Below are 24,427 nucleotides of genomic sequence, written 5' to 3'. Positions count from 1 at the left end.
TATATTCATGCCCATGATCACAATTCTTCTTAAGCGAGTACCCAACCCGGGTGGAGGCGCGGACTGACCCCTCCACCACCGGGGTAACAAGCGCACACGCTTAAGAGTCGGTCCATGAACCGAACAACCGGCGCACAAGCACAACCGCCAAGCGCCACCAGGACCGACCACAACGAGGAAGAGTGACCATGAGCACCACAATGATTCGCTTCGCGAAGCCGGAGACCAGCCGCCGAGAGCACAAGAGCTACACCACCACCCCGGCGCTGCGCTCCAACTCCATCACCTTCAACGCGCAAACCCAGACGCGCATCCAGAAGCGCCGCCAGCGCACCCGCACCTTCGCCGAGGACCCATTCCGCTCCCGCTTCGGACAGCGACTGCCCAAGGCGATGCGCGGCGAGGCCCGCGGCATGGACTGGAAGACCTTCCGGCGCTCCTACTCCCCCAACGACATCCAGGTGGAGCAGCTGCGCTCCCAGCGGAAGTCCGCGGGCAAGCGCCAGTACGAGATCAGCATCCGCGGCCTGCGCGCCGACCAGCAGGGCACCCGGGTGTCCATCACCGCGATGGGCGCATCCTCCGCGATGTCCGAGATCCTGGCTGATCACGACCTGGCCGTGGAGATCCTGAAGTTCCACCAGTACGAGATCTTCGAAGCCACCGCGACCTTCATCTTCGCCACCCACAACGGGAAGCGAACCTGGGCCGTGGGCTTCGGCTCGGATCGCGATACCTCGATCGCCAACGCGCTGTGCTCCGCCGCAGCGCTGCTGCACCGCCGCTAGAAAGCAGCGAAACCAACAAGGCCACGCGACGGCCGCAAAAAACTCCAAACTCCAGCGCCTCACCAGTGCTTTCAGCGCCCGTGGTTGCCACTACTCAGTGGCAGCCGCGGGCGCTGTGCTGTGCGTGCCGAATGCGGGGTGAGGGCGTGTGGGCGCGTGGAGAATGGGCACGTGGGGCAGAGGGAGCGTCCGGGGAGCGGGGTTGTGCGATGCCGGGCGCGGAGCCGGGTCCGGGGCGCGGAGCCGGGGGCGTGGCATGAGCGAGCATCCAGGGCGGAGCAAGCCCCCGGCGCCCCGGCGGCAGCTATCGGCAGCTGCGAACTAGTCGCGGGCGGTCTCCCGCAGCGTGCGGGCCGTCAGCTCCACCGCCGCGCGCCACGCCCGTGGCTGGGTGAAGCCCTCCTCGGCACCCACATCCCCCCGGGTACGCACCCCCGGCTCCAGCGCGGCACCGGCGGCGCGGGCCGCCGCACGCTGGCGGGCATAATCCCCACCCGTCTCGATCAGGCGCAGCACGTCCAGCAGCTCAGCCTTGCAGCCCAGCTCCTCGGCCAGCGGGGAGAGCTCCGCCACCCACCGGCGCAGCTCGTCGGTGACCATCCGCTCCGTGGTCTCCCGGTCAGTGATGATCAACGCATCCAGCCCATAGCGCGCGGCGCGCCACTTATTCTCCGCCACGTGCCACTGCTGCAGGCTCGGCAGCGCCTCGCCCGCGTCGTACATCCGCTCGAAGTACACGACCAGGCAGTGCAGGTACGCGCTGATAGCCGCGACCTCCCAGATCGCCATCGTGGAATCCGCAAAGCGAACCTCGATGGTGCCGTACTTGGACGGGCGGACGTCGAAATGCATAGAACCGGTGTGGTTAATCACGCCGGAACGATCCTGATCGCGGTTGAACTCCTCCCACTCATCCCAGGAGGCGAATTGATAAGGAATGCCCGCGGTCGGCAGCTGCTGATACAGCAGGGTGCGGTTCGAGGCATAGCCGGTGTCCAGCCCCTCCCATGCCGGGGAGGAAGCCGACATCGCCAGCACGTGCGGGTAGTGAGTCATCACCGCGTTGATGATCGGCCAGACCTTCTCCTTCGAGCCCACGCCCACGTGCACGTGGATGCCCCAGATGATCATCTGCCGCCCCCAGTACTGGGTGCGCTCGATGATCTCCCGATAGCTTTCCTTGTCGCTCATCTCCTGGTCACCCCAGTTAGTGAACGGGTGGGTGCCCGCGGAGAACAACAGCACGCCGATGCGATCGGCGCAGTCCAGAAGCTGCAGCAGCTGCTCGCGCAGGTCCTCCACGGCGGAGGGGATATCCTCGTGAACGGTGGTGACCATCTCCACGGTGTTGGCCATGAACTCGCGGGTCACGCGGTGGCCCGGGTAGACCTCATCCATGACGGCGAGCAGCTCACCAGCCCGGGGCACCAGGTCCAGGGTCTCCGGGTCGATGAGGGCGACCTCCCACTCGAGTCCAACGGTGGGTTCAGATCCGGGAAAGTCCATCGGCCCAATCATCCCTTCGCTCGGCACAGCACGGCGGCCATATTCGGCGGTGCTGCTTGGCGCGGCTATCACTTGAAGCCGGGGCGCGGAACCCCGGCGCGTTCTATCCCCCTATCCTTGCAGATCGCCTAGCGAGGCATGTCATTCACCGTGACAACAATCACCGCGCCCGGTGCCGGGCCGTCCAGCAGCTGGACGTCGCGGAGGGAATCGTCGATCTCACGGTTGCGCTCGCGGGTCTCGAGGCCGTGCTCCTTGGCGATCTGCTCGGCGGCGGCCTTCGCCTTCGCGTCGCCGGCCGGGTACAGCACGACGGACTCGCGGAAGACGTATGCGGAATCCGGCAGGTTACCGATCGACTTCGCATCCCACTTCTCGCCGCGCAGGCCGTCGGCGGTGCGTCCGGCCAGGCCTTCGATCGGGGAGTTATTCAGGACGGTGACGTGGGTGGCCTCGCGGTCCTTGTCGCTCAGCGCCCCCTGGTTCACGGTGTTCTCGTTATCCTTCTTCTCGGCCTCCGCCTTCTTTTCGGCCTCAGCCTTTGCGTCGTCGGCGGCCTTGTCGCGGGCAGCCTGGCGCTCGGCGTTTTCCTTCTCCTTGGCCAGGCGCGCCTGCTCGGCAGGGCTCAGGTTGCTGGTGTCCTCGCCCTCCTGGCCGGCCTGGACGTTGCCGTCCTCGGAGTCACCGCCGTTGACGAAGCTGACCGCGCCCCAGGCGATCAGGGCGATGGCGACAGCGATGAGAACCATGGCCAGGCCACGCAGCGGCAGACCCTGGCCGGAGCGGGCTTCCGCACCTACCTGGCCACCGGGCTCGCCGGCGGCGGCACTGGCGCCGGCCTCACCAGCGCCTCCGGCCGTTGCACCAGCTGCGCCAGCGACCGCGGCTCCGCCGATGCGGCGGCGGCCTGCCTCGTGGTGGCGCTGGGCCGCGGCGGCGGACTCGTCGTCGTAGTCCTCGTAGTCCTCGTACTCGCCGTCGCCGTACTCATCCTCGTACTCTGCGTACTCGTCGTCGTACTCGGCGTAGTCGCCATGCTCGGCGTAGTCACCGTCGTGGTAGCCCGCGTAGCCAGCGGCATAGTCCTCATGCTCGCCGTAGCCATCGTCGTAGCTACCGTCGTAGCCGTCGTCGTAGCCGTCGGCGTCGTAGTCGGAGTATTCCGCGTCCTCGAACTCGGCGTCGACCGGGTCCTCATGGGCGCCGTGCTGCGGCTCCAGGTTGAGGGGGCGGTCGTCGTCGAAGTTCTCGTCGAGGGAATGGCGTGGTCGATTCGAATCAGTCACGACACAAATCTTAACTACAGTCACACCCGCCACGGCAGCGACGCGCCGAGAATCCCACGCTATTCCGGGGCACTCACTCCCCCGCTTCACCGAGCCGGTACGTCAGGCCCGCCACCGCAGCCACGGGCCGCGCCACCCCAGCACTCACTCCTCCCGGCGGCGCAGCAGGGTGCGCACCAGCACCGGATCGAAGTCCAGGGCCTCCGGCTTCTCAATCAGCCGATTCAACTGCTGGAAATAGCGCACCGGCTTCACCCCGAAACGATCCTGGATCGCCTCCCCCTTCGCCCCCGGGTGCCGCCACCATTGCCGCTCGAACTCCAGCATGGCGCGCTCCCGCTCACTCAGAGCAGAGTTTTCGGGATTCACGGAGGCTGGCATGCTCATAAAGCTAGTGCACTTCGGCCCTTGAACGCCACGCACCCTAAAATGGTCGCCATGACTGTTCTGCCCATCGTCATCGCTGGCGATCCCGTCCTGCACAACCCCACCAACAAGGTCGGGGAACCAGACCTCGACGCCAACGGTGTGCCCACCGAGGAATTCAAGAAGTTCATCGCGGACATGCACGAAACCATGGACCGCGCCCACGGCGTTGGCCTGGCAGGCAACCAGGTGGGGGTCGCCAAGCGGCTCTTCGTCTACCACTGCCCGGACATCGACGGCCCCAACGGCGAGCAGCGCACCGAGGAAGAAATCGCTGCCCAGGGTGGCCCGATGCGCCGCGGCACCGTCATCAACCCGGTGCTGGAAACCAGCGAGATCCCGGAAACCATGCCCGATGAGTACGAGGACGAGGAGGGCTGCCTCTCCGTCCCCGGCTACTCCTTCCCCACCGGGCGGGCCGACTGGGCACGCGTGACCGGCATCGACGAGAACGGTGAGCCGGTGACCGTCGAGGGCTACGGCTTCTTCGCCCGCTGCCTGCAGCACGAGGTCGGCCACCTAGATGGCTTCCTCTACACCGACACCCTCATCGGCCGGAACAAGCGCGCCGCGAAGAAGACCTTCAAGGCCGAGGGTTGGAACGTCGAGGGCAACCGGACCTGGCTGCCGGGGGTCGATAAGGATCCCTTCGGGCACGACGACGTCGGTTCGGCCGAAGCACAGGACTAACTCACCGCCCTATGAAGGATCACTCCGCACAGCAACCAGGGACGGGTACTACCGCAGGCAAGGCCACCGCGCCCCACGAGATGGATACCGACCTCGTCGCCGCGGCCGCTGGCGCCCGGCGCGTCCCCGGCCTGGGCTTCCCGCTCTCCCGCCGCACTGATCCCGTCTCCGTGCGCCCGGGGGTGCGGGTCGTGGTGCGCCGGGTGACCGGCCGGCTCGCGGAGTCCGGCCGACCGGAGGTCAGCGACGTGATCGGCACGCTGCTCAGCGTGGATCCGCTGGTCGTGCGCCCCGCGCCGAGGAAGCGGGAGCCCGGCACAACCGCACAGGAACCGGTAGAGATCGCGGCGGGCAGCGTCGTCGTCCTGAAAACCTTGAGCACCAAGCCGGTGCGCAACAGCGACATCCGCGCGGTCGAAGAGGCCATCGCCCAGGCCTTCCCCGGCATCGAGAACTCCTGGGTGGAGGGCTGGCTGTGCCGCGCGGGCGACGGGATCACCGAACGCTCCAACACCGCCGTGCCGCTGGGTCCCAATGCGGCGCTGCAGCCCGTGCCGGTGGAAGGTATCAAGGCCTTCTATGCCCAACACGAGCTGCCCGCAGCGCTCATGGTGCCGGACCGGATCGGGCGGACCGCGGAGAACCTGGAGGGCACGCGCGGGCCGGAGATCCTCGTGATGACCCGGGAGCTGGAAGACCTCGGCGAGCCCCCAGCGCTCACCGGCGACGCGGGCCTGGTGCACCCCAACTTCGCGGGCCAGACCCTGGAGATCGAGGTGCTGGACCAGCCCACCGAGGAGTGGCTCTCCCGCTACCACTTCCGCGGCCAACCACTGCCCGAACACGCCCTGGAGCTGCTGCGCACGCGCATCGACGGGACACTGGGCTTCGCGCAGGTCCGCATCGGTGGGACCCTCGCCGCGATCACCCGCGCGACGATCACCACCACCGAGGCCGGGCGCTCCTTCCTGGGTTATTCCGCGGTGGAGGTTCTGCCGGAGTACCGACGCCACGGGTTGGCCACCCACCTGGGGCACGTGCTGCTGCACTGGGGCGCGCAGCACGGCGCCACGGAGGCCTACCTGGAGGTCATCGAGACCAACACCGCCGGGCGGGGGCTGTACCACGACCTGGGTTTCTCCGAGCACCACCGGCACCGCAGCCTGCAGCTGGACTAAAACCGGGCGCGCTGGGCAGGCAGTCGCCGCAGAGCGAACAGACTGCCCCGCCGTGCAGGGCGTGTCCGCAGGCTTCAGTAGGCTGTCATCTATGCGTATCGCCACGTGGAACATCAACTCCGTCCGCACCCGCGAAGACCGGGTCCGAGCCTTCCTGGAACGCTCCGACGTGGACGTGCTCTGCCTGCAGGAAACCAAGTGCACGGATAAGCAGTTCCCGGACTTCAGCGACACCGGCTACGAGCAGGCACACCACGGCCTGCACTCCTTCAACGGGGTTGCCATCCTCTCCCGGGTGGGCCTGGAGGATGTGCAGACCGACTTCGGCCAGCCCGGCTTCGATAAGGACCTCAACGCGCCGCAAGAGCAGGAAGCCCGCGCCATCGGCGCGGTCTGCAACGGCGTTCGGGTGTGGAGCCTGTACGTGCCCAACGGCCGGGAAATCCGCGACCCGCACTACAGCTACAAGCTGGCCTGGCTGGACGCGTTGGCAGCTCACGCGAAAACCACCGGGGAGGACAGCACCGAGGAGAAGTTGGTGCTGACCGGCGACTTCAACATCGCGCCCCGCGACGAAGACGTGTGGGACCGCAGCTGGTTCGAGGGCAAAACCCACGTCACTCCGAATGAGCGCAAGCGGCTCACCGCGCTGGAGGACGCCGGCCTGACCCAGGCCACGGAGCTCATCGCCGACCAGTACACCTACTGGGACTACCAGGCCATGCGCTTCCAGAAGAACGAGGGCATCCGCATCGACCTGCAGTACGCCCGCGGGCTCAAGCCCGAGGCCGGGCGCGTGGACCGCGACGAGCGCAAGGGCAAGGGCGCCTCCGACCACGCCCCCGTCATCATCGACTACGCCGTCTAAACAGCCAAGAGGAACAAGCAGATGTGGTGGCTAGAGCCCGTCGACATGGCGGTGGGAGTAGTGGACCAACTGGAGTGGTACCACTTCCTCATCGTCGGGCTGGACTACGTCCTGAAGTTCGTGGCCCTGGGGTGGGTGCCGCAGAAGCGCCGCCCCTCCTCGGCCATGGCATGGCTGCTGGCGATCTTCCTCATCCCCTTCATCGGCATCCTGCTGTTCCTCATGATCGGCTCGCCGGTGGTCAACCGGCGCCGCCACAAGATCCAGGTGCAGGCCAACACGCTGATCCGCGACATGTCCAGCGGAGAGCCGGACGTCCCCGAAGGCCTGGACGTCACCGAAGAGCAGCTCTCCATGGTGCAGCTCAACCGCGAACTGACCGCGATGCCCGCGGTGGGCGGAACCCTGCGGAAGCTGTACTCCGACTACGCGGAATCCATCCGCGAGATCGCTAACGCCATTGACGAGGCCCAGCGCTACGTCAACGTCGAGATCTACATCATGGCCTGGGACGAAACCACCGACCCCTTCTTCCAGGCACTGGCACGGGCCGCCGACCGGGGCGTGGAAGTGCGCCTCATGTACGACCACGTGGGCTCCATGAAGTACCCGGAATCCCACCTGCTCGGTCGCAAGCTCGACCGGCTGGGCATCGAGTGGTACGCCATGCTGCCGCTGAAACCCTGGCGCTGGAAGTTCCGCCGGCCCGACCTGCGCAATCACCGCAAGCTCGTCATCATCGACGGGGAGCGCGCCTTCATGGGCTCCCAGAACATGATCGACGCCAGCTACCTCAACTCCGGCAACCTCAAGCTGGGCCGGCAGTGGGTGGACATCATGGGCGAGTTCACCGGGCCGATCGTGTCGATCATCAACTCTGTGTTCGCCGTCGACTGGTACTCCGAATCCGGGGAAACGCTGGACCTCATCGACCCCTCCGTCCACGCGGAGCAGCTCGCCACCGCCAAGAAGGACACCGGCGCCGAGCTCATGCAGCTCGTCCCCTCCGGGCCTGGCTTCACCACCGAGCCGAACCTGCGACTGTTCGTCTCCATGGCGCACCACGCCAAGGAGAGACTGCAGATCGTCAGCCCCTACTTCATCCCCGACGAGTCCCTCCTGGAGGCCGTCACCACCGCAGCCTACCGCGGGGTGAAGGTATCGCTGTACGTCTCCGAGGAATCCGACCAGATGATGGTCGGGCACGCGCAGGCCTCCTACTACGAGGAACTCATGGAATCCGGCGTGGAGATCTACCAGTACCCCGCTCCCGCCGTGCTGCACACCAAGTGCGCCATCGCCGACGGCGAGGTGGCCGTCATGGGCAGCTCCAACATGGACATGCGCTCCTTCGGGCTGAACTACGAGATCACCCTCATGACCTTCGAGGGCGCGGTCATGGACAGCCTCCAGGAGATCATCGACGCCTACCGCGAAGCCTCCCTCCGCCTCGACCCGAAGGAGTGGAAGAACCGCCCGTGGTACAAGCAGTACCTCGATAATGTCTTCCGGCTGACCAGCGCGCTGCAGTAGCCCAGCCCAGGGCAATTACTTTTCTCCCGCAAAATGCCACGGAAAAGCCTCGCCCGCGCCTACACTGGCTAGCTACATAAAGAAATGTTTCGGCCCACCGAATTGCCCCTGACGCACGTAGCTATCCAAGGACAAAGAGCGAGGAACAGTAATGAGCAGCACAGCGACCTCCCCCCAGCGCCCCAAGCCCAACGTCAGCGGGCACAAGGCGAAGGAAGTCCTCCCGGACGTCGACGTCGCCGAAATCGCGTCCAGTGTCTTCGACTTCCTCTCCGCCACGCGCCGCCTGATGAGTCGCCCCAGCGCGGACATGAAGATCTCCCAGTCCGAGATCGAGGTGCTGCAGTTCATCTCCCAGCACCCGGGTTGCGGTGTCTCCGAGATCGCCCGGCTGCGCTTCCTCCGCGCCTCCAACGTCTCCGCCACCGTCCGCCGCCTCATTAACGACGGCCTCGTGGACCGGCAGGCCAATGACTACGACCGCCGTGCCCAGGACCTCTACCTCACCGACAAGGGGGTGGACATCATGAACACCATCACCGACGAGTGGGCGATGTTCATCGCCCAGGCCACCTCCCGGATGGAGCGCTCCGATGTCCGCAAGCTGCGCGACGGTGTCCCCGCCCTGCGTGGACTCTCGGACGCCGCGGAGGCGATCATCGATAACCTCCAGCGCGAACGCGAACGCGTGATCTAGCCGGGGCCGCCCCGGGGCTACGGGAGGGGCCACTCCCAGGGGCAACCGGCAGGCAACTCGGGGCCACAGGAGTGGCAACCGGCGAGTAATGACGGCCGCGACGCTAAAGCTGTGCCGCTACTCCGCGTGCGGGGCGAACTTCGCTGCCAGCAGCGTACCCGCGATGGCCACCGCCACCGAGGCCACCATGCACAGCCCCAGGGCCAGCAGCCGGTCGGAGCCCAGGCCCACCAGCGGGCTCATCACCCCGGCCACCACGAACTGCCCCGCACCCAGGACCGCCGAGCCAGCGCCCGCGCGATCCGCCGCCAAGCCCTGGGCCAGCGCGGTGGAGTTAGACATGTTCAGCCCCACCCCGAAGGTGGCCACGAAAACCGCAGCCGCCAGAGCGTACATCGCGGCGTCGACGTCCCGGGGAAGAACGAGAGCGCACAACAGCACCGCCACCGCCCCGACGGCGATCAAGCACACCGCCACGCGCTGCAGGCGCCGCGCGCCGATGCGGCTCACCAGGCGGATATTCAAAGAGTTCGCGCTCAGGAGCGCGACCGCGTTGAGAGCAAACATCGCGGAGAAGCCCACTGAGCTCAGCCCGAAGACCTCCTGGTAGACGAAGGAGGAACCGGCGATGAAGGCGAACATCGTACCGAAGCCGAAGGCGAAAGCCATCGCATAGCCCACGAACGCCGGGCGGCGGAATAGCCCCAGCATGTTCCGGTACATCCGCACCGGCCCACCACCATGGCGCCGCTCCACCGGCAACGTTTCCGGCTGGCGCCAGGCCACGAGGATCTGGGCCAGGGCGATCAGCGCCAGTGTGAAGAAGATCGCCCGCCAGCCCGCGGCCTCGTTGATGACCCCGCCCAGCAGCGGCGCAAGGATCGGAGCCACCCCGATGATGAGCATCATCACCGACAGCGCCCGGGCGGCGGCCGAGCCGCGCAGCTTATCGGCGATCATCGCTCGAGTAAGCACCACGCCCGTGCCTCCGGCAACGCCCTGGAAAAAGCGAGCGGCAATCAACACCGCCGCCGTGGGGGCGGTCGCGCACACGACGGAGGCAATCAGCCCTAGCACCATCCCGAAGCACAACAGGCCACGGCGGCCCCGGCCGTCCGAGAGCGGCCCAATCAGCAGCTGCCCCAGAGCCATACCCACCATGTAGGCGGTAATGGAGAGCTGCACCACGGCGGGGCTCGCCCCCAGGTTCCGACCGATCAGCGGCAGGGCGGGCAGGTACATGTCCGTCCCCAGCGGCCCGCCCGCGGAGAGCAGCGCGAAGCCCGCCAACGTCAGCACACCGAGCTGCTGCTTCTTCGAATCCATTTTTTATTTTTTACTCCAACCGAGCGCCGCGGTGCTCACGGGCACCGCGGCGCTAGGCGTACCAAGAACTAGCGGGGACTTTAAGCGTCGCGCTTCTTCAGGGCGACCAGGCCGGCGAGGAAGAAGATCACACAGAAGGCCGCGAAGTAGAGGATGGACCCGACCTGGCCCCACGGGGCGTCCTGGGTGTCCATCATCATCGTCGCCATGTCGATGTTGTTGAAGGGCATGTACGGCGGCAGCCAGTCGCGAATCTTCGGGACCAGTGGCACGACGGCACCCTCGACAACAAGCTTCCACAGCAGCAGGGCCGCGATGCTGGCCGCGGTCGAGCGGAGCAGGTACCCCACGCCCGTGGAAATCACGACGGAGAGCAGTGCGTACAGCACCAGGCGACCGATCGCGGTCCACAGGTCGTCTGCCCCGAAGCCGGCGGACTCCAGGATCGTGTCATTATCGGTGATGATGCGGGAGGCGGCGAACTTGCTGGTCCACACGGACAGCACCGCGCTGACGAAGGTCAACACCATGGCGAGCACGCCATAGACCAGGACCTTCGCAAAAGGCACCGGGAGGCGCTTCGGCGTGGCGAGCAGCGTGTTTTTCGCGGTGCCATTGGCGTACTCGTTGGTCACGTTGAGCACAGCCTGGATGATGATGATCATCATGCCGAAGACGAGCATGCCGCCCAGCGCACCCGTTGCGTCCAGGGCGTTCTTCGCGTCGACGACCCCGGCGATATCAGCCGGGCCATCGCCCTCGGTCGCCGTTTGGTAGATCAGGCCTGCGCCGACACCGTTCAGCGCAGCGAAGGCAATAGAAAAGAAGAGGATCAGCCCGGAGGTCCACCACACCGCCTTGGTCGTGGAGAGCTTGAGCCATTCAGACTTAATCAGGTTCATGGGTTCTTTACTCCCCCTTCTCGATGCGGTTGTCTGCACCGTCGACCGGAACACCCAGCTCGGCGGTGGATGGGGTGGCCGGAATCCCCGGGGCGCCCAGCCCGGCCTTGGCCTGGTACTCGACGGAATGCCCGGTCTGCTGCATGAAAGCCTCCTCCAGGGAGGCGGACTTCTGGCTCAGCTCGTTCAGGCGCAGCCCGTAGGTGTAGGCCAGGCCGCCCACCCAGTCGGTGTCGTGATCCGGGACGACGAGAATGTCGCGCCCCTCGGCGTCCTTACTCTTCTCGAAGTTCACGGCCTCCTCACGCAGCGCGTTTTCCATCTCGGCCAGGTGCTCGGAACGCACGATCGTGGTGGTCTGGGAGGAGCTCTTGATGAAGTCGTGGACGGACTGATCCGCTACCAGCTTGCCCTTACCGATCACGACCAGGTGGTCGGCGGTCTGCGCCATCTCGGAGAGCAGGTGGGAACTGATCAGCACCGTGCGTCCCTCGCGAGCGAGCTGGCGGACAAAGTCACGCACCCAACGAATGCCCTCCGGGTCGAGGCCGTTGACCGGCTCGTCCAGGATCAGGACCTCCGGGTCGCCCAGGAGTGCGGCGGCGAGCCCCAGGCGCTGCCCCATACCGAGGGAGAACTTGCCTGCCTTGCGACCGGCGACGTTGGACAGGCCAACGATGTCCAGCACCTCGTCCACCCGCTTGCGGGAAAAACCATTCGCCGCGGCGATCCAGCGCAAGTGGTTGACGGCGGAGCGGTTGGGGTGAACCCACTTCGCATCCAGGAGGGTGCCTACCTTGGTCAGGGGGCGGTCGAAGTCCGCGTAACGCTTACCGTCGATCAGGGCGGACCCGCTGGTCGGCGTGTCCAGCCCGACGATCATTCGCATCGTCGTCGACTTTCCGGCGCCGTTGGGACCGAGGAACCCGGTGACAATCCCGGGTTTGACCTCAAAATCCAAGTTGTCGACAACGGTGGTGCCACCGTATGCCTTGGACAGCGAGTTCACTTTGATCATGGGCACCAGTGTGCCATAGCAAGCAGACATCCCGACAGATCAGCGGCCTGCCTTTCCGCTGCATACCCCCTCCATCCCCCACAGTCCCCCCCTGCAGAGTCCCCACACAGTGCGGCTTGACTAGCCCGCAGAACCCCGCGCACCGTTTGTGACGGGAGTGGCAATAGTGAATTGTGCCCTGCGTTATAATCAGGCCATGTCTGCGCCGCTCTATGCCGATGCCGATCGGTGGATGGATCGTGACGACTCGCCTGCGGGCAGTCGCACGGTCCGCGGCCTCATTGCCCCAGCCATGGCGCTGCCCAAGCGCTTCCTCAACTTCATCTCCACCACGCCCGGGATCCTGACGATCATCTCCTTCCTACTCGTCGCCGCGATCCTCGCCGCCGGTGGCGCGATGGCGCTGAGCTCCACCTGGCGGCAAGACGACCTCAACACCCTGGTGAGCCGCACCGAACCGCTCTCCAACGCGGCCCAGGAACTCTTCAATTCCCTCTCCGTCGCGGACTCCGCCGCCACCACGGAGTTCCTCGAAACCAAAGAGCAAAACTCCGCCCAGTCGCAGAGCTACGACCGACACATCGCCAACGCCAGCCAAGAGATCATCAAGGCCTCCGCCGGCATCGACAATGTCGGCTCCCGCGAGATGGAGCTCGTCCTCCAGCTGCAGACGAACCTGCCCCGCTACGTCGAGCTCGTCTCCGAAGCAAGCGCGAACGACCGCTTCCGCAACCCCGTCGGAGCGTCCTACCTGACGCAGGCCTCCCACCTGATGCAGCAGACGATGCTGCCCGCCGCCGAGGAGCTCTACACCATCACCTCCAAGCAGGTCAGCGAGCAGCAGCGCAACGTGATCTCGCCGATGTGGTTCCCGCTTTCCGGACTCATCGCCGCCGTCGTCCTGCTGACCATCGCGCAGCTGTGGCTCTCGGCCAACACCAACCGCGTATTCAACATCGGCTACCTGACCGCCACGATGCTCATGGTCATCGCCCTACTCGTGGCGTCCATCAGCGCGGGCTGGACCTGGAAAGCCGGCACCAACTGGATCCAGTCCTCCATGGGGCCGCTCGAAACGCTCACCCAGCAGCGCATCGCCGCCCAGCAGGCCCGCACCGGCGAAGCCCTGGGGCTGGTGCAGCGCAGCTACGGCGACGACAACCAAGAGAAGTTCTCCGCGACGATCGCCCGGATCGACAACGAGCTCGAATCCATCCGCGACTCCGTGGTCTCCCCACACCGCATCGTCCTGGCCCGCGAGCACCTCCAGAAATGGGACGCCGCCCACGCCGACATGGTCTACGAACTGCAGCACGGCAACTTCAAGGCTGCCTCCGCCGCCGCCCTGGGCTCCCCCTCCGACGACGACCAGCACGCCGTCGTCGCGAACTCCAACCGCTCCCCCAAGGACGTCCGACTCGACCTACGCACCAGCTACACACTCTTCGACGAAGAGCTCCAGGAGCTGATCAGCGAGTCCCGCGAGCAGCTGCGCGACGTGCTCACCGCAGGACAGTCGGCAGCGCAACGCACCGCGACGATCGTCGCCATCATGACCGCCGTCGCCGCAATCGCCACGCTGGTCGGTACCAGGCCGAGGGTGAGGGAGTACCTGTGATGATCGACGCCAACCACCGCACCACCCGCGCAGGTCGCTCCCACCTGCTCCGGGGCACCGCTGCGCTCCTCGGCGCCGCGACCCTGCTCACCGGCTGTGCCACCACGCCGACCAGCCCGTCCTGGCCGATCGTGGCCCGCGAGCCCGACGCCGACCTGCCCGCCCAGGCGCGTATCTACGACACCGCAGACCTCGAGCCCGTCCACACCGAACCCGCGGAACCCCTCGGCTCCCTGGCCCCCACCGCAGCCAGCGTGAAGGAGAATGTACCGAATATCTCCAAACGCGGCCGCCTCATCGTGGGTGTTGCCCAGTCCCTCTACCGGCTCGGATACCGGGACCCGGAGAGCTCCGACCTCATCGGCTTCGAAGTCGACCTCGCCCGCGAGATTGCCCGCGATATCTTCGGCGACCCCAACAAGGTGGAGTTCCGCTACGTGGAATCCCGCCACCGCGAGGACGCCCTCCGCACCGGCGACGTGGACCTCGTGCTGCGCACCATGACCACCACGCGGGAACGCCAGAAGTCACTGGAGTTTTCCATCCCCTACCTCCACATCGAGGAACGCCTGCTGACGCTCAAGGGCTCCGGCATCGAATCCATCGCCGACCTCAAAAACAAGACCGTCTGCGCCTCCCAGGACTTCCCTCCCGGTGTGGTGGCACACCTCCTTCACCCCAAGCGCATCCTGCAGACCCGCACGTGGACCGACTGCCTCATGGCCATGCAGCAGGGGAACGTGGACGCCATCTACTCCGACGACGCGATCCTCTCCGGGCTCGCCGCCCAGGACCCGGACACCCACCTCATCGGAGCATCCCTAGGCGAGGGCTACTACGGCGTGGCCATGGCCCCACCCGGCAGGGTCGTGGGGCCCGGCGCGGAGTCCCTCGACGAGGACGACGAGCACGTGAGCTGGCAGAGCGAGGGACTCACCCGGCAAGTCAACCGCACGCTCGAGCGGCTGCGGGATACCGGCGAGCTGGACCGGATGTATAAAAACTGGCTCGAGGAGTACCTGGGGCCAGCGAGGGAGTTGCCCGCCCACTACCGCACGCCAGCGGAATCCGCCGCGCTGACCAAGGAACGCGAAGAATACAACAGGGAGCAGATTCCCGGCATCGAGGAAGCGAAGGGAGGCGAGTAGAAGATGAGCGAAAAGGACGCAGCGGAGCAGAACATCCAGGAGCAGGGCCGCACCCCAGAACCGGATGCTGGACCACCAACTGAGGCAGTGGACCGCACCGAACCGGAGGCAGCAACTGGGCCGGACGCAGCGACCGGGCCAGACGTCGTCACCGGTGGCACCGCGGAGCACCCCGAACCGGACATGCCCACCGGCCCGGCGACCGAACCCGGCGCCGCGAGGAAGGACGAGGACGACGGCGAGAACGGCACCGAGGCCGTCGTCTTCGACCCCTTCGCCGACGACGATGACGAAGAAGAATTCGACCTCGCGGACCTCGGCGACCTCTCCGACCTCATCGAACCCGGCAGCACCGCCCAAGGGCGCAGCCAGGCCGACGTCCCCACCTCCGCCACCGAAGTCGGCGGCAGCACCAGCGGGGCGACCACCGACCCCGTCAAAGTCGACTCCGGGGAACGCTCCCGCCGGGAGGCGCTCTCCACCTTCCGCGAACTGCGTGGCGCGGCGCGCGAGGGCAAGAACGTCGCCGACGGCATGGTCCACCTGCCGTTCATCACACCCACCGTCCCCGAAGAAGCGATCATTGACCCCAGCGACGCGATCGCCAAGGGCATCGACCCGCCCACCTTGAAGGCCGGGGACCTCATCGCAGGACAATACGAAATCCTGGGCCCCATCGCCCACGGCGGCCTGGGATGGATCTACATCGCGACCGACCACAACGTCGCGAACCGCTACGTCGTCCTCAAAGGCCTGATGGCGACCAAGAACGAGCACGAACGGGCCGTCGCCGACTCCGAACGCGCCTTCCTCGCGGACATCACCCACCCCGGCATCGTGAAGATTTTCAACTTCATCGACGACCCCCGCTCCCCCGGCGGATTCATCGTCATGGAGTTCGTGGGCGGGCCCTCCCTGCGCGAACGGCGCCGCGAATCCCCCAACAACACGCTGCCGGTGGACATCGCCATCGGCTACATGCTGGAGGTCCTGCCCGCCCTGGACTACCTGCACTCCCGCGGGGTGGTCTACAACGACCTCAAGCCCGACAACATCATCATCACCGAAGACCAGGTCAAGCTCATCGACCTCGGCGCGGTCAGCGGAATCGGGGCGTACGGGCACATCTTCGGCACCAAAGGCTTCCAGGCACCCGAGATCGCCAGCACCGGGCCGACCGTGGCCAGCGATATTTACACCGTGGGACGGACGTTGGCCTCGCTGGTCGTGAACCTGCCCATCACCGACGGCGCCTACGACCCCGAGCTGCCCACGCCGGAGGAGGAACCGCTGTTCCAGCGGTACATGTCCCTCTATCGGCTGATTCTGCGGGCCACCGACCCGGATCCGAATAAGCGCTTCAGCTCCGCGGTCACGCTCGCAAACCAGATGGTCGGCGTGCTGCGCGAGGTGCTGGCGATCCGAGACCGGGTGCAGCACGCACACCTGGACACGCGCTTCACCGCGCAGCGATCCACCTATGGCACGAAGCACATGCTTTTCCGCACCGACCAGCTCATCGACGGCATCCCGCGGTCCGTGCAGATCGCAGCCTCGGAGGTCATCGCGGCACTCCCGCTGCCGTTGACCGACCCAGCCGACCCCGGCGCGTCGCTGCTCTCGGCCGCGCGGTACACGGAGCCCGGGGAAGTGCTGGACACGCTGGAGTCCGCGGCCAAGCAACCACAGATGTCCAGCTCCGTGGAGATCCCGCTGACGATGGTGCGGGCGCGGCTGGACATGGGGCAGGCCCAGGAGGCGCAGGACAAGCTCGACGAGGTGCAGGATTGGCTGGGTGGCGACTGGCGCTTCCGGTGGCTCTCCGGTGTCGCAGCACTCCTGCGCAGTGATTTCGTCACCGCGCAGTACCACTTCAACGAGGTGTTGCATCTGCTGCCCGGCGAGCCGGCGCCGAAGCTGGCGCTCGCGGCGACGAACGAGCTGCTCATGCAGCAGCAGGGGGTCAATACCACCAAGCTGCTGGACGACGAGACTGCCCAGCTCGGCGCGATGCTGTCCTACGCCTACCGCACGCCGGTCACCGAGGATGTGAAGGTGCCGCCGGCGCGGCACTTGTCGCAGGAACCCGCGACGCTGCGGATGCAGACGATGCGGTTGTACGGGCTTGTGTGGGCGACGAACCCCACGACCGTGTCCTCTGCCTTTGGTCTTGCGCGGCAGCTCGTCGCGGAAGGCCTGGTGGATGCCGCGGTCGGCGTGCTGGACCGGGTGCCGGTGGCTTCGCGGCACCACCGGCTGGCGCGGCTGACCAGCATTCTCATGCTGATCAGCGACCGGAGTAGGCTCTCGGAGTCCCGGATCCGGCGTGCCGCGCGACGGTTGGAGATCATGCCGACGAACGAGCCCCGGATGCAGCAGGTGCGTCTGGCGGTGATGCTGGCTGGGCTGAACTGGATTTATCTGAACAAGAAGAAGGGCAACGACGTGAGCAGCGAAAGCCCGCTCTTCGACGTGCCCTTCACGGAGCGTGGGCTGCGGCGGGGACTGGAGCAGGGGCTGCGGATGCTGGCGCGACAGGCGCAATTCGATCTGCACCGCTTCCGGCTGGTGGATATGGCGAATATGATCCGCCCGCGCACGTGGTTCTGATGCGCTTAGCGCGCTCCCACCGAGGCGCTCGCCTAGGATCAGACCCATGATGATCCGCTCGGCACGCCGCGCCACCGGTCGCGGCCTCGCACGCGGCGCCACCCGTCGCGCGCCACGTCGCACCACGCGCCGCACGTCGCGCTTCGTGGCCGCGCTCGCCGCTGCACTCGCGGGGATGCTCGCCCTCGCCGCTTGCTCGTCGGAAGACGCTTCGAACGGGACCCTGCGCGTCTTCGCGGCCGCCTCCCTCAGCGTTGCCGGCGATGACCTGCAGCAGGCCTTCGCCGCCGAACACGACGGCCAGCAGATCGAATGGAACTTCGCAGGCTCCTCCGCCCTCGTCCGCCAGATCGAGCAGGGCTCCCCCGCGGATGCGTTCATCTCCGCTGACGAGAAGAACATGGACAAGGCCCTCCAGCTGCCGGAGTTCAGCAACGTCACCGACCGTGAGGAACCGCGCATCGTCGCCACCAACCAGCTGGTCCTGGCCGTCGCAGAAAACCCCACAACCCCGATCACGTCTCTGGAAGACCTGGGAAAGGGAGCGCGCGTCGCCATCTGCGCCCCGGAGGTCCCGTGCGGCACGCTCGCCCACGAGGCGCTCGAGAAGGCCGGCCGCCCGATTAAGCTGCAGAACCCCTCCGAGGAGGCCAACGTCTCAGACGTCGCGACCAAGATCGCCACCGGCCAGGTGGACGCGGGCTTCATTTACGCCTCCGACGCCGCCGCCATCCAGCGCCAAGGCACCAAGATCACCACCCTGCCGCTCGCACACGTCGCGCCGAATAAGTACCCCGCTGCCAGCACGGATGCAGGGGCCGATAACCGTGCCACCACCACGCCCGCCGCCGAGTTCGTCCGCTGGCTCGCCACCCCGACCGCCCAGCGTATCCTCGCCGAGCACGGCTTCGGCCCTGGGGAGATCGAAATGGGAGAGACCGAAAAGTGAGCGCACGCGCCTTCCCTCTCTGGACGCTCGCGCTCGCAATCCCAGGCTTCGCGCTCATCGCGGGCCCGATGCTGGGGCTGCTGCTGAATATCCCGTGGACTAAGGCGCTGCAACTCGTCACCGCCCCTGAGGTGCTGACCTCGCTTGGGCTTTCGCTATCCACCGCCGCGGTCGCCACCGCGCTCTCCGGGGTCTTCGGCGTCCCCCTGGCGCTGTGGCTCGCCCGCCTCCAGCGCCACCGCCCGGGGTTATCGCAGCTCATCCAGCTCGCGGTCTACGCCCCGCTGGTGCTCTCCCCCGTGGTCAGCGGCCTGGCGTTGGTGTTTTTCTGGGGACGTCCCGGTCTGCTTGGACCCCTGCTAGAGCGCGCGGGGTGGTCGGTCGCCTACACGACGTTGGGGGTCGTCGTGGTGCAGGTTTTCGTCGCCCTGCCCTTCGTCGTCGCGACCGCGGTGACCGCGCTGCGTTCGGTTCCGGATTCCGTTCAAGACGCCGCCGCCGTCGACGGGGCGAGCAGGTCCGAGGCGTTACGCTTGGTCATTCTGCCGATCGCGTGGCCAGGGATCGCGGTGGGTTTGGTCCTGGCCTTCGCCCGCTCGCTGGGTGAGTACGGAGCGACGTTGACCTTCGCCGGCAACGTCGCGGGCCGAACCCGCACCCTGCCGCTGCTCATCGAGCTGGGGTTGAGCTCCAACGACATGGACCGCGCGCTGGGCGCCTGCCTGGTGTTGCTGGCGATATACGTCCTGGTCGTAGGCGGTATCGCTGGGCTTCGCCTGGTGCAGCGGGGCCGCCGCAGCTAAGGCGTGTCTGCCCCGAAAGTTAAGCTGTGTAGCGAAAGCTAGTTCTTGGCCCCAAGGAGCGTGGAGAATATGTCCGACCCGCAGCCGCAGCTGACGCATGTGCGCGGTGATGGCTCCGCCCACATGGTGGACGTCACCGGCAAGTCCGAGACCACCCGCACCGCGACGGCGGAGGGCTTCCTGCGGACCCGGGAGGACGTCCTGGCCATGATCTTCCAGGATGGGGACGGCGACCAGGCCGGCCTCCCGAAGGGGGATGCGCTGCCGGTAGCGCGCGTTGCCGGGATCATGGGCGCGAAGAAGACCCCGGAGATCATTCCACTATGCCACCCGCTGCCCCTGGGCAAGATCACCATCGACTTCGAGAAAGTCACCGAGCCCTCCCCTGCCGTGCGGATCATCGCGACGGTGAAGACCCGTGGTGTCACCGGCGTAGAGATGGAAGCGCTCACGGCGGTGAGTAGCGCAGCTCTGACGGTGTACGACATGATCAAGGCCGTGGATAAGCATGCCGAGATCACGGGCCTGCGGGTGCTGGCGAAGGCCGGCGGGAAGTCCGGGGATTGGAGCGTCGATGACTAGTGCAGGATCGGCGCAGGACCTGCGCGCGAGGAATGCGGGGCGCACGGGCCTGGTGATCGTGGCCTCGACGCGGGCGGCCGCCGGCGAGTACAAGGACCGCTCCGGCGCACTGGCCGTCAGCTGGCTGCGGGAGCGCGGGATCGAGACCCCGGATGCGCTGATCGTCGCGGACGCAGACGTTCCCGCGGTCATCGAGCAGCTCTTCACCGGGAACGGTGGCGCTGGTGCTGCTGGTACCGGGGCCGCGATCCCCGAGTTCGGCACGCTGCCCGACGTGGTGCTCACCTCCGGGGGCACCGGGGTCTCCCCCACGGACGTGACCGTGGAGGCCGTGGAGCGCTACATCACCCGACCATTGCCCGGCATTGCCGCGGAATTCTTCCGGGTGGGTGCGGAGAAGATCCCCACCGCTGCGCTCTCGCGCTGCGTCGCTGGTGTGGTCGATCGCCCCGCCTGTGGCGCAGGGAGCGTGGCACAGGGCGCGGGCTCCGCTGCGCAGGATGGCGCGGCAGAGCGTGGTGCCGACGGGCAGGGTCATAGCGCAGATCGGCGTCATGGTGCAGATCGCGGCAACACCGAGCGTGCTTTCGTCATGACCCTGCCGGGCTCTCGCGGCGGTGTGAAAGATGGGCTGACAGTGCTGGATGGCGTCCTCGAGCACCTACTGGCGCAGCTCGCCGGCGAGGGCGACCACGAGCGCGCGCGGAACACTGCCGGTTCGGTGCCGCAGGAGGTCGAAAGCGTGACCGACAAGCCGGGTGCTGAACACGAGGTCTACTCCATCACCCCACCGTCGGGTTGCTGCCACAGCTCGGACGGCTCCTTCATCGCGGATCCCCCGCACGTGGCCGAGCAGGTGGGCGTCGTGGTGAATACCATGATCACGGATCAGCCACTGGAGTCGCTGCTCAGCTCGGCAAAATTTGCGACGATCACGCCCGCGATGGGCGCGGTCAGCACCTTCGAGGGCACAGTCCGGGACCACGATGGTGGGCAGCTTGTGGACCACCTGACGTACACCTGCCACCCCACGGCGACGCACGTGCTGCGCGAGGTAGCTGAGGAGGTCGTGGCCGCGCACCCCCAGGTCCGCGCCTGGGTGGCGCATCGCACTGGCTCGCTGGAGGTCGGCGACATGGCGTTCCTGGTGGTCATCGCTGCGGCCCACCGGGGTCCGGCGTTTGCCGCCACTGCGGAGATGGCGGACCAGGTCAAGGCCCGCGTGCCGATCTGGAAGGAGCAAAAACTCCGCAGCGGGGCCACCACCTGGGTCGGCCTCGATAGCTAAAGCCCCGCGCCCCTCGCCCGTCCCCGTTTCCGCCCTCGCGCGACCTCCCTTCCCCCGTTTCCGCTCCCGCACCCCTCGCCCCTCCCGTTTTGCAGAGTTTAAGGTCGGAAAACACCCAAAAAGCGACATTCATCTCTGCAAAACGCATATGAGAGCGGGCAAAACGCGGCTGAGGGAAAGCGCATCACGGAAGTGCAAAACAAAGGAAAAAGCTGGTGGCCCGCAAGCCACCAGCTACCCCCTCACTGCTCGGCGAGGCCTACTGCTCGGCGAGCTCCATCGCGTACCGCGCGATAGCCAGCTCCTCGTTGGTCGGAACCACGAAGACCTTAATCGTCGAGTCATCCGTGGAGATCACACGCGGGCCCTCCACGCCCTCCTTGTTGAGGTTGCGGTCCTCGTCGATCTTGATGCCAAAGCCCTCCAGATCGGCCATCGCATCCTTACGCACGAACGCAGCGTTCTCGCCGACACCAGCGGTGAAGGTGATCGCATCCGTGTGGCCCAGGATCAGCATGTAAGAGCCGATGAAGCGACGCAGCTGGTGAATGTAGACCTCGTAGGCCAGGCGGGCGTCGTGATCGCCCTGATCCATCAGATCCTTGATCTCGCGGAAGTCATTGACCCCCGCGATGCCCTTCAGACCGGAGTTCCGGTTGAACAGGTTATCGATCTCGTCGACCTTCATGCCGCCAGAACGGGCGAGGTGGAAGATCACACTCGGGTCGATGTCACCGGTACGGGTGCCCATGACCAGACCAGCCAGCGGCGTCAATCCCATCGAGGTATCGACCGCCTTGCCGCCGCGGATGGCCGCCGCAGAAGCACCATTGCCGAGGTGCAGGGTGATCTGGTTGACCTTCTCCGGCTCGCGGCCCATGATCTTCGGGATCGCACGGGAGACGAACTCGTGGCTGGTGCCGTGGAAGCCGTAGCGGCGGATGTTGTACTCGTCTGCGACCTGCTTGTTGAGGCCGTAGTGGGAGGCACACTCCGGCAGGGTGGAGAAGAACGCGGTATCGAAGACCGCGACGTGCGGCACGTGGCCCAGCAGTGCGCGGGCGTTCTTAATGCCGTCGAGGTGGGCTGGGTTGTGCAGCGGCGCGAGCGGGACGAGCTTTTCGATCTCGGCGACGACCTGGTCGTCGATGAGAACGGGCTCAGAGAAGGTGGCACCACCGTGCACGACACGGTGACCCACCGCGATGAGGTTCAGGTCCTGCGGGCCGCAGCCCAGCAGGGACATCATGCCGAATGCACGCTCCAGGCCCACCGAGTGGGACAGGATCGGGCGGGAGTCCTCCATCTTCGTGGTGGCCGTGGCGATCTTGATGTGCCCCTTCGGCTCACCGATCTTCTCGACGATGCCGGTGATGAACGGCTCTTCGTGCGCATCTGCGCTCGGGTCCAAGACCTGGAACTTGATGGAGGAGGAACCGGAGTTCAGAACTAGGACGAATTCGATCTCGCCTGCTGCTGGATCGTGCTCGGAGGGTGCCATGATGATTGTCCTTTCGGGGGGGGGCAGTGGTGAGGGGTGAGTGGTGGTTTTATAGTCGGGTGCTTAGCCGGCCTGGATCGCGGTGATCGCCACGGTGTTGACGATGTCCGGGACGGTCGCGCCACGGGACAGGTCGTTGACTGGCTTGTTCAGGCCCTGCAGAATCGGGCCGACCGCCAACGCGTTCGCCGTGCGCTGCACCGCCTTGTAGGTGATGTTTCCGCTGTTCAGATCGGGGAAGATGAAGACGTTGGCCTTGCCCGCCACGTCCGATTCCGGCATCTTCTTCTTACCGACAGAGGCGACGGCAGCCGCGTCGAACTGCAGTGGTCCGTCCAGCTGCAGGTCCGGGTTGTCTGCCTTCGCCTTCTCGACGGCGGCGGCGACGGCCTCGACGTCCTCGCCCGCACCGGAGGTTCCGGTGGAGTAGGACAGCATCGCGACCTTCGGGTCGATGCCGAACTGGGCGGCCGTCTTCGCGGACACCGCGGCGATCTCGGCGAGCTGCTCGGAGGTCGGGTTCGGGTTAACCGCGCAGTCACCGAAGGCCCACAGGTAGCCGTCCATGACCATGAGAAAGATGGAGCTGACCACGGACGCACCCGGGGCGGTCTTGATGATCTGGAAGCTCGGGCGGATGGTGTGCGCGGTGGTGTGCGCCGCACCGGAGACCAGACCGTCAGCCAGGCCCTTGTGAACCATCATCGTGGCGTAGTAGGAGATATCCTTCATGGTCTCCCGCGCCTCGTCGAGGGTCACGCCCTTGGCCTTGCGCAGCTCCGCGAAGTCCTGGGCGAATTCCTCGAGCTGGGTACCGCTATTCGGGTCCGTCAGCGTCGCGCCCGAGAGGTCCAGCTGCAGCTCGCGGGCACGGTGCGCGATCGCGCTCGGGTCGCCCAGGATGGTCAGGCGGCAGACGTTCTGCTCCAGCAGCTGGTGGGCTGCCTGCAGGATGCGGTCGTCGTCGCCCTCCGGCAGGACGATGTGTGCGTTCTTCTCACGGGCCTGGATGATGAGGTTGCGCTCGAAGAGCTCCGGGCCGACGATCGGCTCGCGGGTCTCGGACTTGTGGACGTTGCCCAGCTCGACGTAGCTGATGGCCTCGCCCTCGCATTCCAGCGCGGAGGAGGTGCTGGCTGGCCCCTCCAGCATGGCGATGCCCGCCGGGACACGACCGATGCGGACGAGCTGGCCGAGCGACTGCTGCACGGAGATGCGGTCGGCGTCGGAACCTGCGACGAGGATGTGGGAGGCACCCAGCGCGCCGGCGAGGCGGGCGTCGAAGGAGACGGACCCCGTACCAACGAGGACGTCGGCGCTGGTGGTGCTGCCGAATTCCAGGGCCTGGGGGAAGTCCGGGTGGGACGGACGGATGTGTTCGAAAAGGTCGGCGCTGTTGCCGCCACCGGCGTTAGCTGCCTCGATGATCTTGGGGCGCTGCGCTGCTGCGCTAGCCAGGGGGCTTACGACTGCTTGGACGGTCACCTAGTTCATCCTCCAGGGCTTCGTAGCGGTTAGCCGACCACAGTTCTCTTATGTCAGTGGTGGGCTCGCAGCCCGCCACTATTACTGTGATCGGCTTCACTTTCTAGGTGAAACCATAACGTAACGCGCGTCACAACGCACGTCCGCTTCGCGATCCTCTACACCCCTTTCCTACCCCTATCTATCCCCATGATTGAGCCTTCAGGGGGTCGAAAACGGCAGCAC

The 24,427-nt window shown here is 66.5% G+C and carries 21 protein-coding genes; 13 read left to right on the top strand and 8 right to left on the bottom strand.

Features of this window, described 5'->3' with window-relative positions; genetic code table 11:
* The first annotated feature begins 188 nt into the window (after positions 1-188).
* Complete coding sequence (locus HMPREF3088_RS08855; RefSeq protein WP_070759515.1) at positions 189-788, top strand: 2-isopropylmalate synthase; 600 nt, start codon at positions 189-191, stop codon at positions 786-788.
* A 321-nt stretch (positions 789-1,109) separates the two neighbouring features.
* Here the strand turns inward: HMPREF3088_RS08855 and HMPREF3088_RS08850 are convergent, their stop codons facing one another.
* The 3 genes from HMPREF3088_RS08850 to HMPREF3088_RS08840 all read right to left on the bottom strand — a co-directional run bounded on the left by HMPREF3088_RS08850 (position 1,110) and on the right by HMPREF3088_RS08840 (position 3,961).
* Entirely contained in the window at positions 1,110-2,294 is a 1,185-nt protein-coding gene (locus HMPREF3088_RS08850; RefSeq protein ID WP_070759513.1) for a glutamate--cysteine ligase, read from the bottom strand.
* A gap of 128 nt (positions 2,295-2,422) precedes the next feature.
* The gene (locus HMPREF3088_RS08845) at positions 2,423-3,580 is read right to left on the bottom strand and encodes a LytR C-terminal domain-containing protein (RefSeq protein ID WP_246818139.1); all 1,158 of its coding nucleotides are present in this window, start codon (positions 3,578-3,580) and stop codon (positions 2,423-2,425) included.
* Positions 3,581-3,724: 144 nt separating this feature from the next.
* Positions 3,725-3,961 (bottom strand): DUF3263 domain-containing protein, encoded by a 237-nt coding sequence (locus HMPREF3088_RS08840; protein WP_041628622.1) that lies wholly within the window; start codon positions 3,959-3,961, stop codon positions 3,725-3,727.
* Positions 3,962-4,018: 57 nt separating this feature from the next.
* Between HMPREF3088_RS08840 and HMPREF3088_RS08835 the strand changes: the two genes are divergently transcribed.
* From HMPREF3088_RS08835 to HMPREF3088_RS08815, 5 genes are all read left to right on the top strand, one after another.
* Positions 4,019-4,696, top strand: a complete 678-nt coding sequence (locus HMPREF3088_RS08835) for a peptide deformylase (protein WP_070759542.1) — start codon at positions 4,019-4,021, stop codon at positions 4,694-4,696.
* Positions 4,697-4,707: 11 nt separating this feature from the next.
* A complete protein-coding gene (locus tag HMPREF3088_RS08830; protein ID WP_070759510.1) occupies positions 4,708-5,874 on the top strand; it encodes an N-acetylglutamate synthase, CG3035 family in 1,167 nt (388 codons plus the stop codon).
* Between the two features lie 91 nt (positions 5,875-5,965).
* Complete coding sequence (locus HMPREF3088_RS08825) at positions 5,966-6,742, top strand: exodeoxyribonuclease III (protein WP_070759508.1); 777 nt, start codon at positions 5,966-5,968, stop codon at positions 6,740-6,742.
* A 21-nt stretch (positions 6,743-6,763) separates the two neighbouring features.
* Positions 6,764-8,275 carry a cardiolipin synthase gene (gene cls / locus HMPREF3088_RS08820; RefSeq protein ID WP_070759506.1) on the top strand — a complete coding sequence of 504 codons (1,512 nt, stop codon included), beginning with the start codon at positions 6,764-6,766 and terminating at the stop codon, positions 8,273-8,275.
* Positions 8,276-8,426: 151 nt separating this feature from the next.
* Positions 8,427-8,972: a MarR family winged helix-turn-helix transcriptional regulator gene (locus tag HMPREF3088_RS08815; protein ID WP_070759504.1), complete on the top strand. Its 546-nt coding sequence runs from the start codon at positions 8,427-8,429 to the stop codon at positions 8,970-8,972.
* 117 nt (positions 8,973-9,089) lie between these two features.
* Here the strand turns inward: HMPREF3088_RS08815 and HMPREF3088_RS08810 are convergent, their stop codons facing one another.
* From HMPREF3088_RS08810 to HMPREF3088_RS08800, 3 genes are all read right to left on the bottom strand, one after another.
* Positions 9,090-10,298 (bottom strand): multidrug effflux MFS transporter, encoded by a 1,209-nt coding sequence (locus HMPREF3088_RS08810; RefSeq protein ID WP_070759502.1) that lies wholly within the window; start codon positions 10,296-10,298, stop codon positions 9,090-9,092.
* A gap of 80 nt (positions 10,299-10,378) precedes the next feature.
* Complete coding sequence (locus HMPREF3088_RS08805) at positions 10,379-11,200, bottom strand: ABC transporter permease (RefSeq protein WP_070759500.1); 822 nt, start codon at positions 11,198-11,200, stop codon at positions 10,379-10,381.
* Between the two features lie 7 nt (positions 11,201-11,207).
* A complete protein-coding gene (locus HMPREF3088_RS08800; protein WP_070759498.1) occupies positions 11,208-12,218 on the bottom strand; it encodes an ABC transporter ATP-binding protein in 1,011 nt (336 codons plus the stop codon).
* Positions 12,219-12,414: 196 nt separating this feature from the next.
* Here HMPREF3088_RS08800 and HMPREF3088_RS08795 point away from each other — a divergent pair, with 196 nt between their 5' ends.
* The 7 genes from HMPREF3088_RS08795 to HMPREF3088_RS10895 all read left to right on the top strand — a co-directional run bounded on the left by HMPREF3088_RS08795 (position 12,415) and on the right by HMPREF3088_RS10895 (position 21,216).
* On the top strand, positions 12,415-13,836 hold the full coding sequence (locus HMPREF3088_RS08795) for a hypothetical protein (protein WP_246818138.1): 1,422 nt from the start codon (positions 12,415-12,417) through the stop codon (positions 13,834-13,836).
* Positions 13,836-14,984, top strand: a complete 1,149-nt coding sequence (locus HMPREF3088_RS08790) for a transporter substrate-binding domain-containing protein (protein ID WP_070759494.1) — start codon at positions 13,836-13,838, stop codon at positions 14,982-14,984. Before HMPREF3088_RS08795 ends, HMPREF3088_RS08790 begins: the two co-directional genes overlap by 1 nt.
* A gap of 3 nt (positions 14,985-14,987) precedes the next feature.
* On the top strand, positions 14,988-17,594 hold the full coding sequence (locus HMPREF3088_RS08785) for a tetratricopeptide repeat protein (RefSeq protein ID WP_070759492.1): 2,607 nt from the start codon (positions 14,988-14,990) through the stop codon (positions 17,592-17,594).
* 46 nt (positions 17,595-17,640) lie between these two features.
* Positions 17,641-18,543: a molybdate ABC transporter substrate-binding protein gene (gene modA / locus HMPREF3088_RS08780; RefSeq protein ID WP_141759458.1), complete on the top strand. Its 903-nt coding sequence runs from the start codon at positions 17,641-17,643 to the stop codon at positions 18,541-18,543.
* Positions 18,540-19,346: an ABC transporter permease gene (locus HMPREF3088_RS08775; RefSeq protein WP_070759490.1), complete on the top strand. Its 807-nt coding sequence runs from the start codon at positions 18,540-18,542 to the stop codon at positions 19,344-19,346. The genes modA and HMPREF3088_RS08775 overlap by 4 nt, the downstream gene beginning before the upstream one ends.
* Positions 19,347-19,415: 69 nt before the next feature.
* Entirely contained in the window at positions 19,416-19,928 is a 513-nt protein-coding gene (gene moaC, locus HMPREF3088_RS08770; protein WP_070759488.1) for a cyclic pyranopterin monophosphate synthase MoaC, read from the top strand.
* Positions 19,921-21,216 carry a molybdenum cofactor biosynthesis protein MoaE gene (locus HMPREF3088_RS10895; protein ID WP_083317383.1) on the top strand — a complete coding sequence of 432 codons (1,296 nt, stop codon included), beginning with the start codon at positions 19,921-19,923 and terminating at the stop codon, positions 21,214-21,216. The genes moaC and HMPREF3088_RS10895 overlap by 8 nt, the downstream gene beginning before the upstream one ends.
* A 259-nt stretch (positions 21,217-21,475) precedes the next feature.
* On the opposite strand, the gene HMPREF3088_RS08755 is transcribed toward HMPREF3088_RS10895, so the two are convergent.
* Both HMPREF3088_RS08755 and pta read right to left on the bottom strand, forming a co-directional pair.
* Positions 21,476-22,717, bottom strand: coding sequence for an acetate kinase (locus HMPREF3088_RS08755; RefSeq protein ID WP_070759486.1), 1,242 nt, complete (start codon positions 22,715-22,717; stop codon positions 21,476-21,478).
* Positions 22,718-22,780: 63 nt separating this feature from the next.
* A complete protein-coding gene (gene pta / locus HMPREF3088_RS08750; RefSeq protein WP_371441316.1) occupies positions 22,781-24,142 on the bottom strand; it encodes a phosphate acetyltransferase in 1,362 nt (453 codons plus the stop codon).
* Positions 24,143-24,427: the final 285 nt, after the last annotated feature.

The sequence above is a fragment of the Corynebacterium sp. HMSC22B11 genome, from assembly GCF_001815965.1.
Lineage (GTDB): Bacteria > Actinomycetota > Actinomycetes > Mycobacteriales > Mycobacteriaceae > Corynebacterium.
The sequence above is the reverse complement of the archived record's forward strand: the minus strand, read 5'-3'. Positions and strand labels throughout refer to the sequence as shown.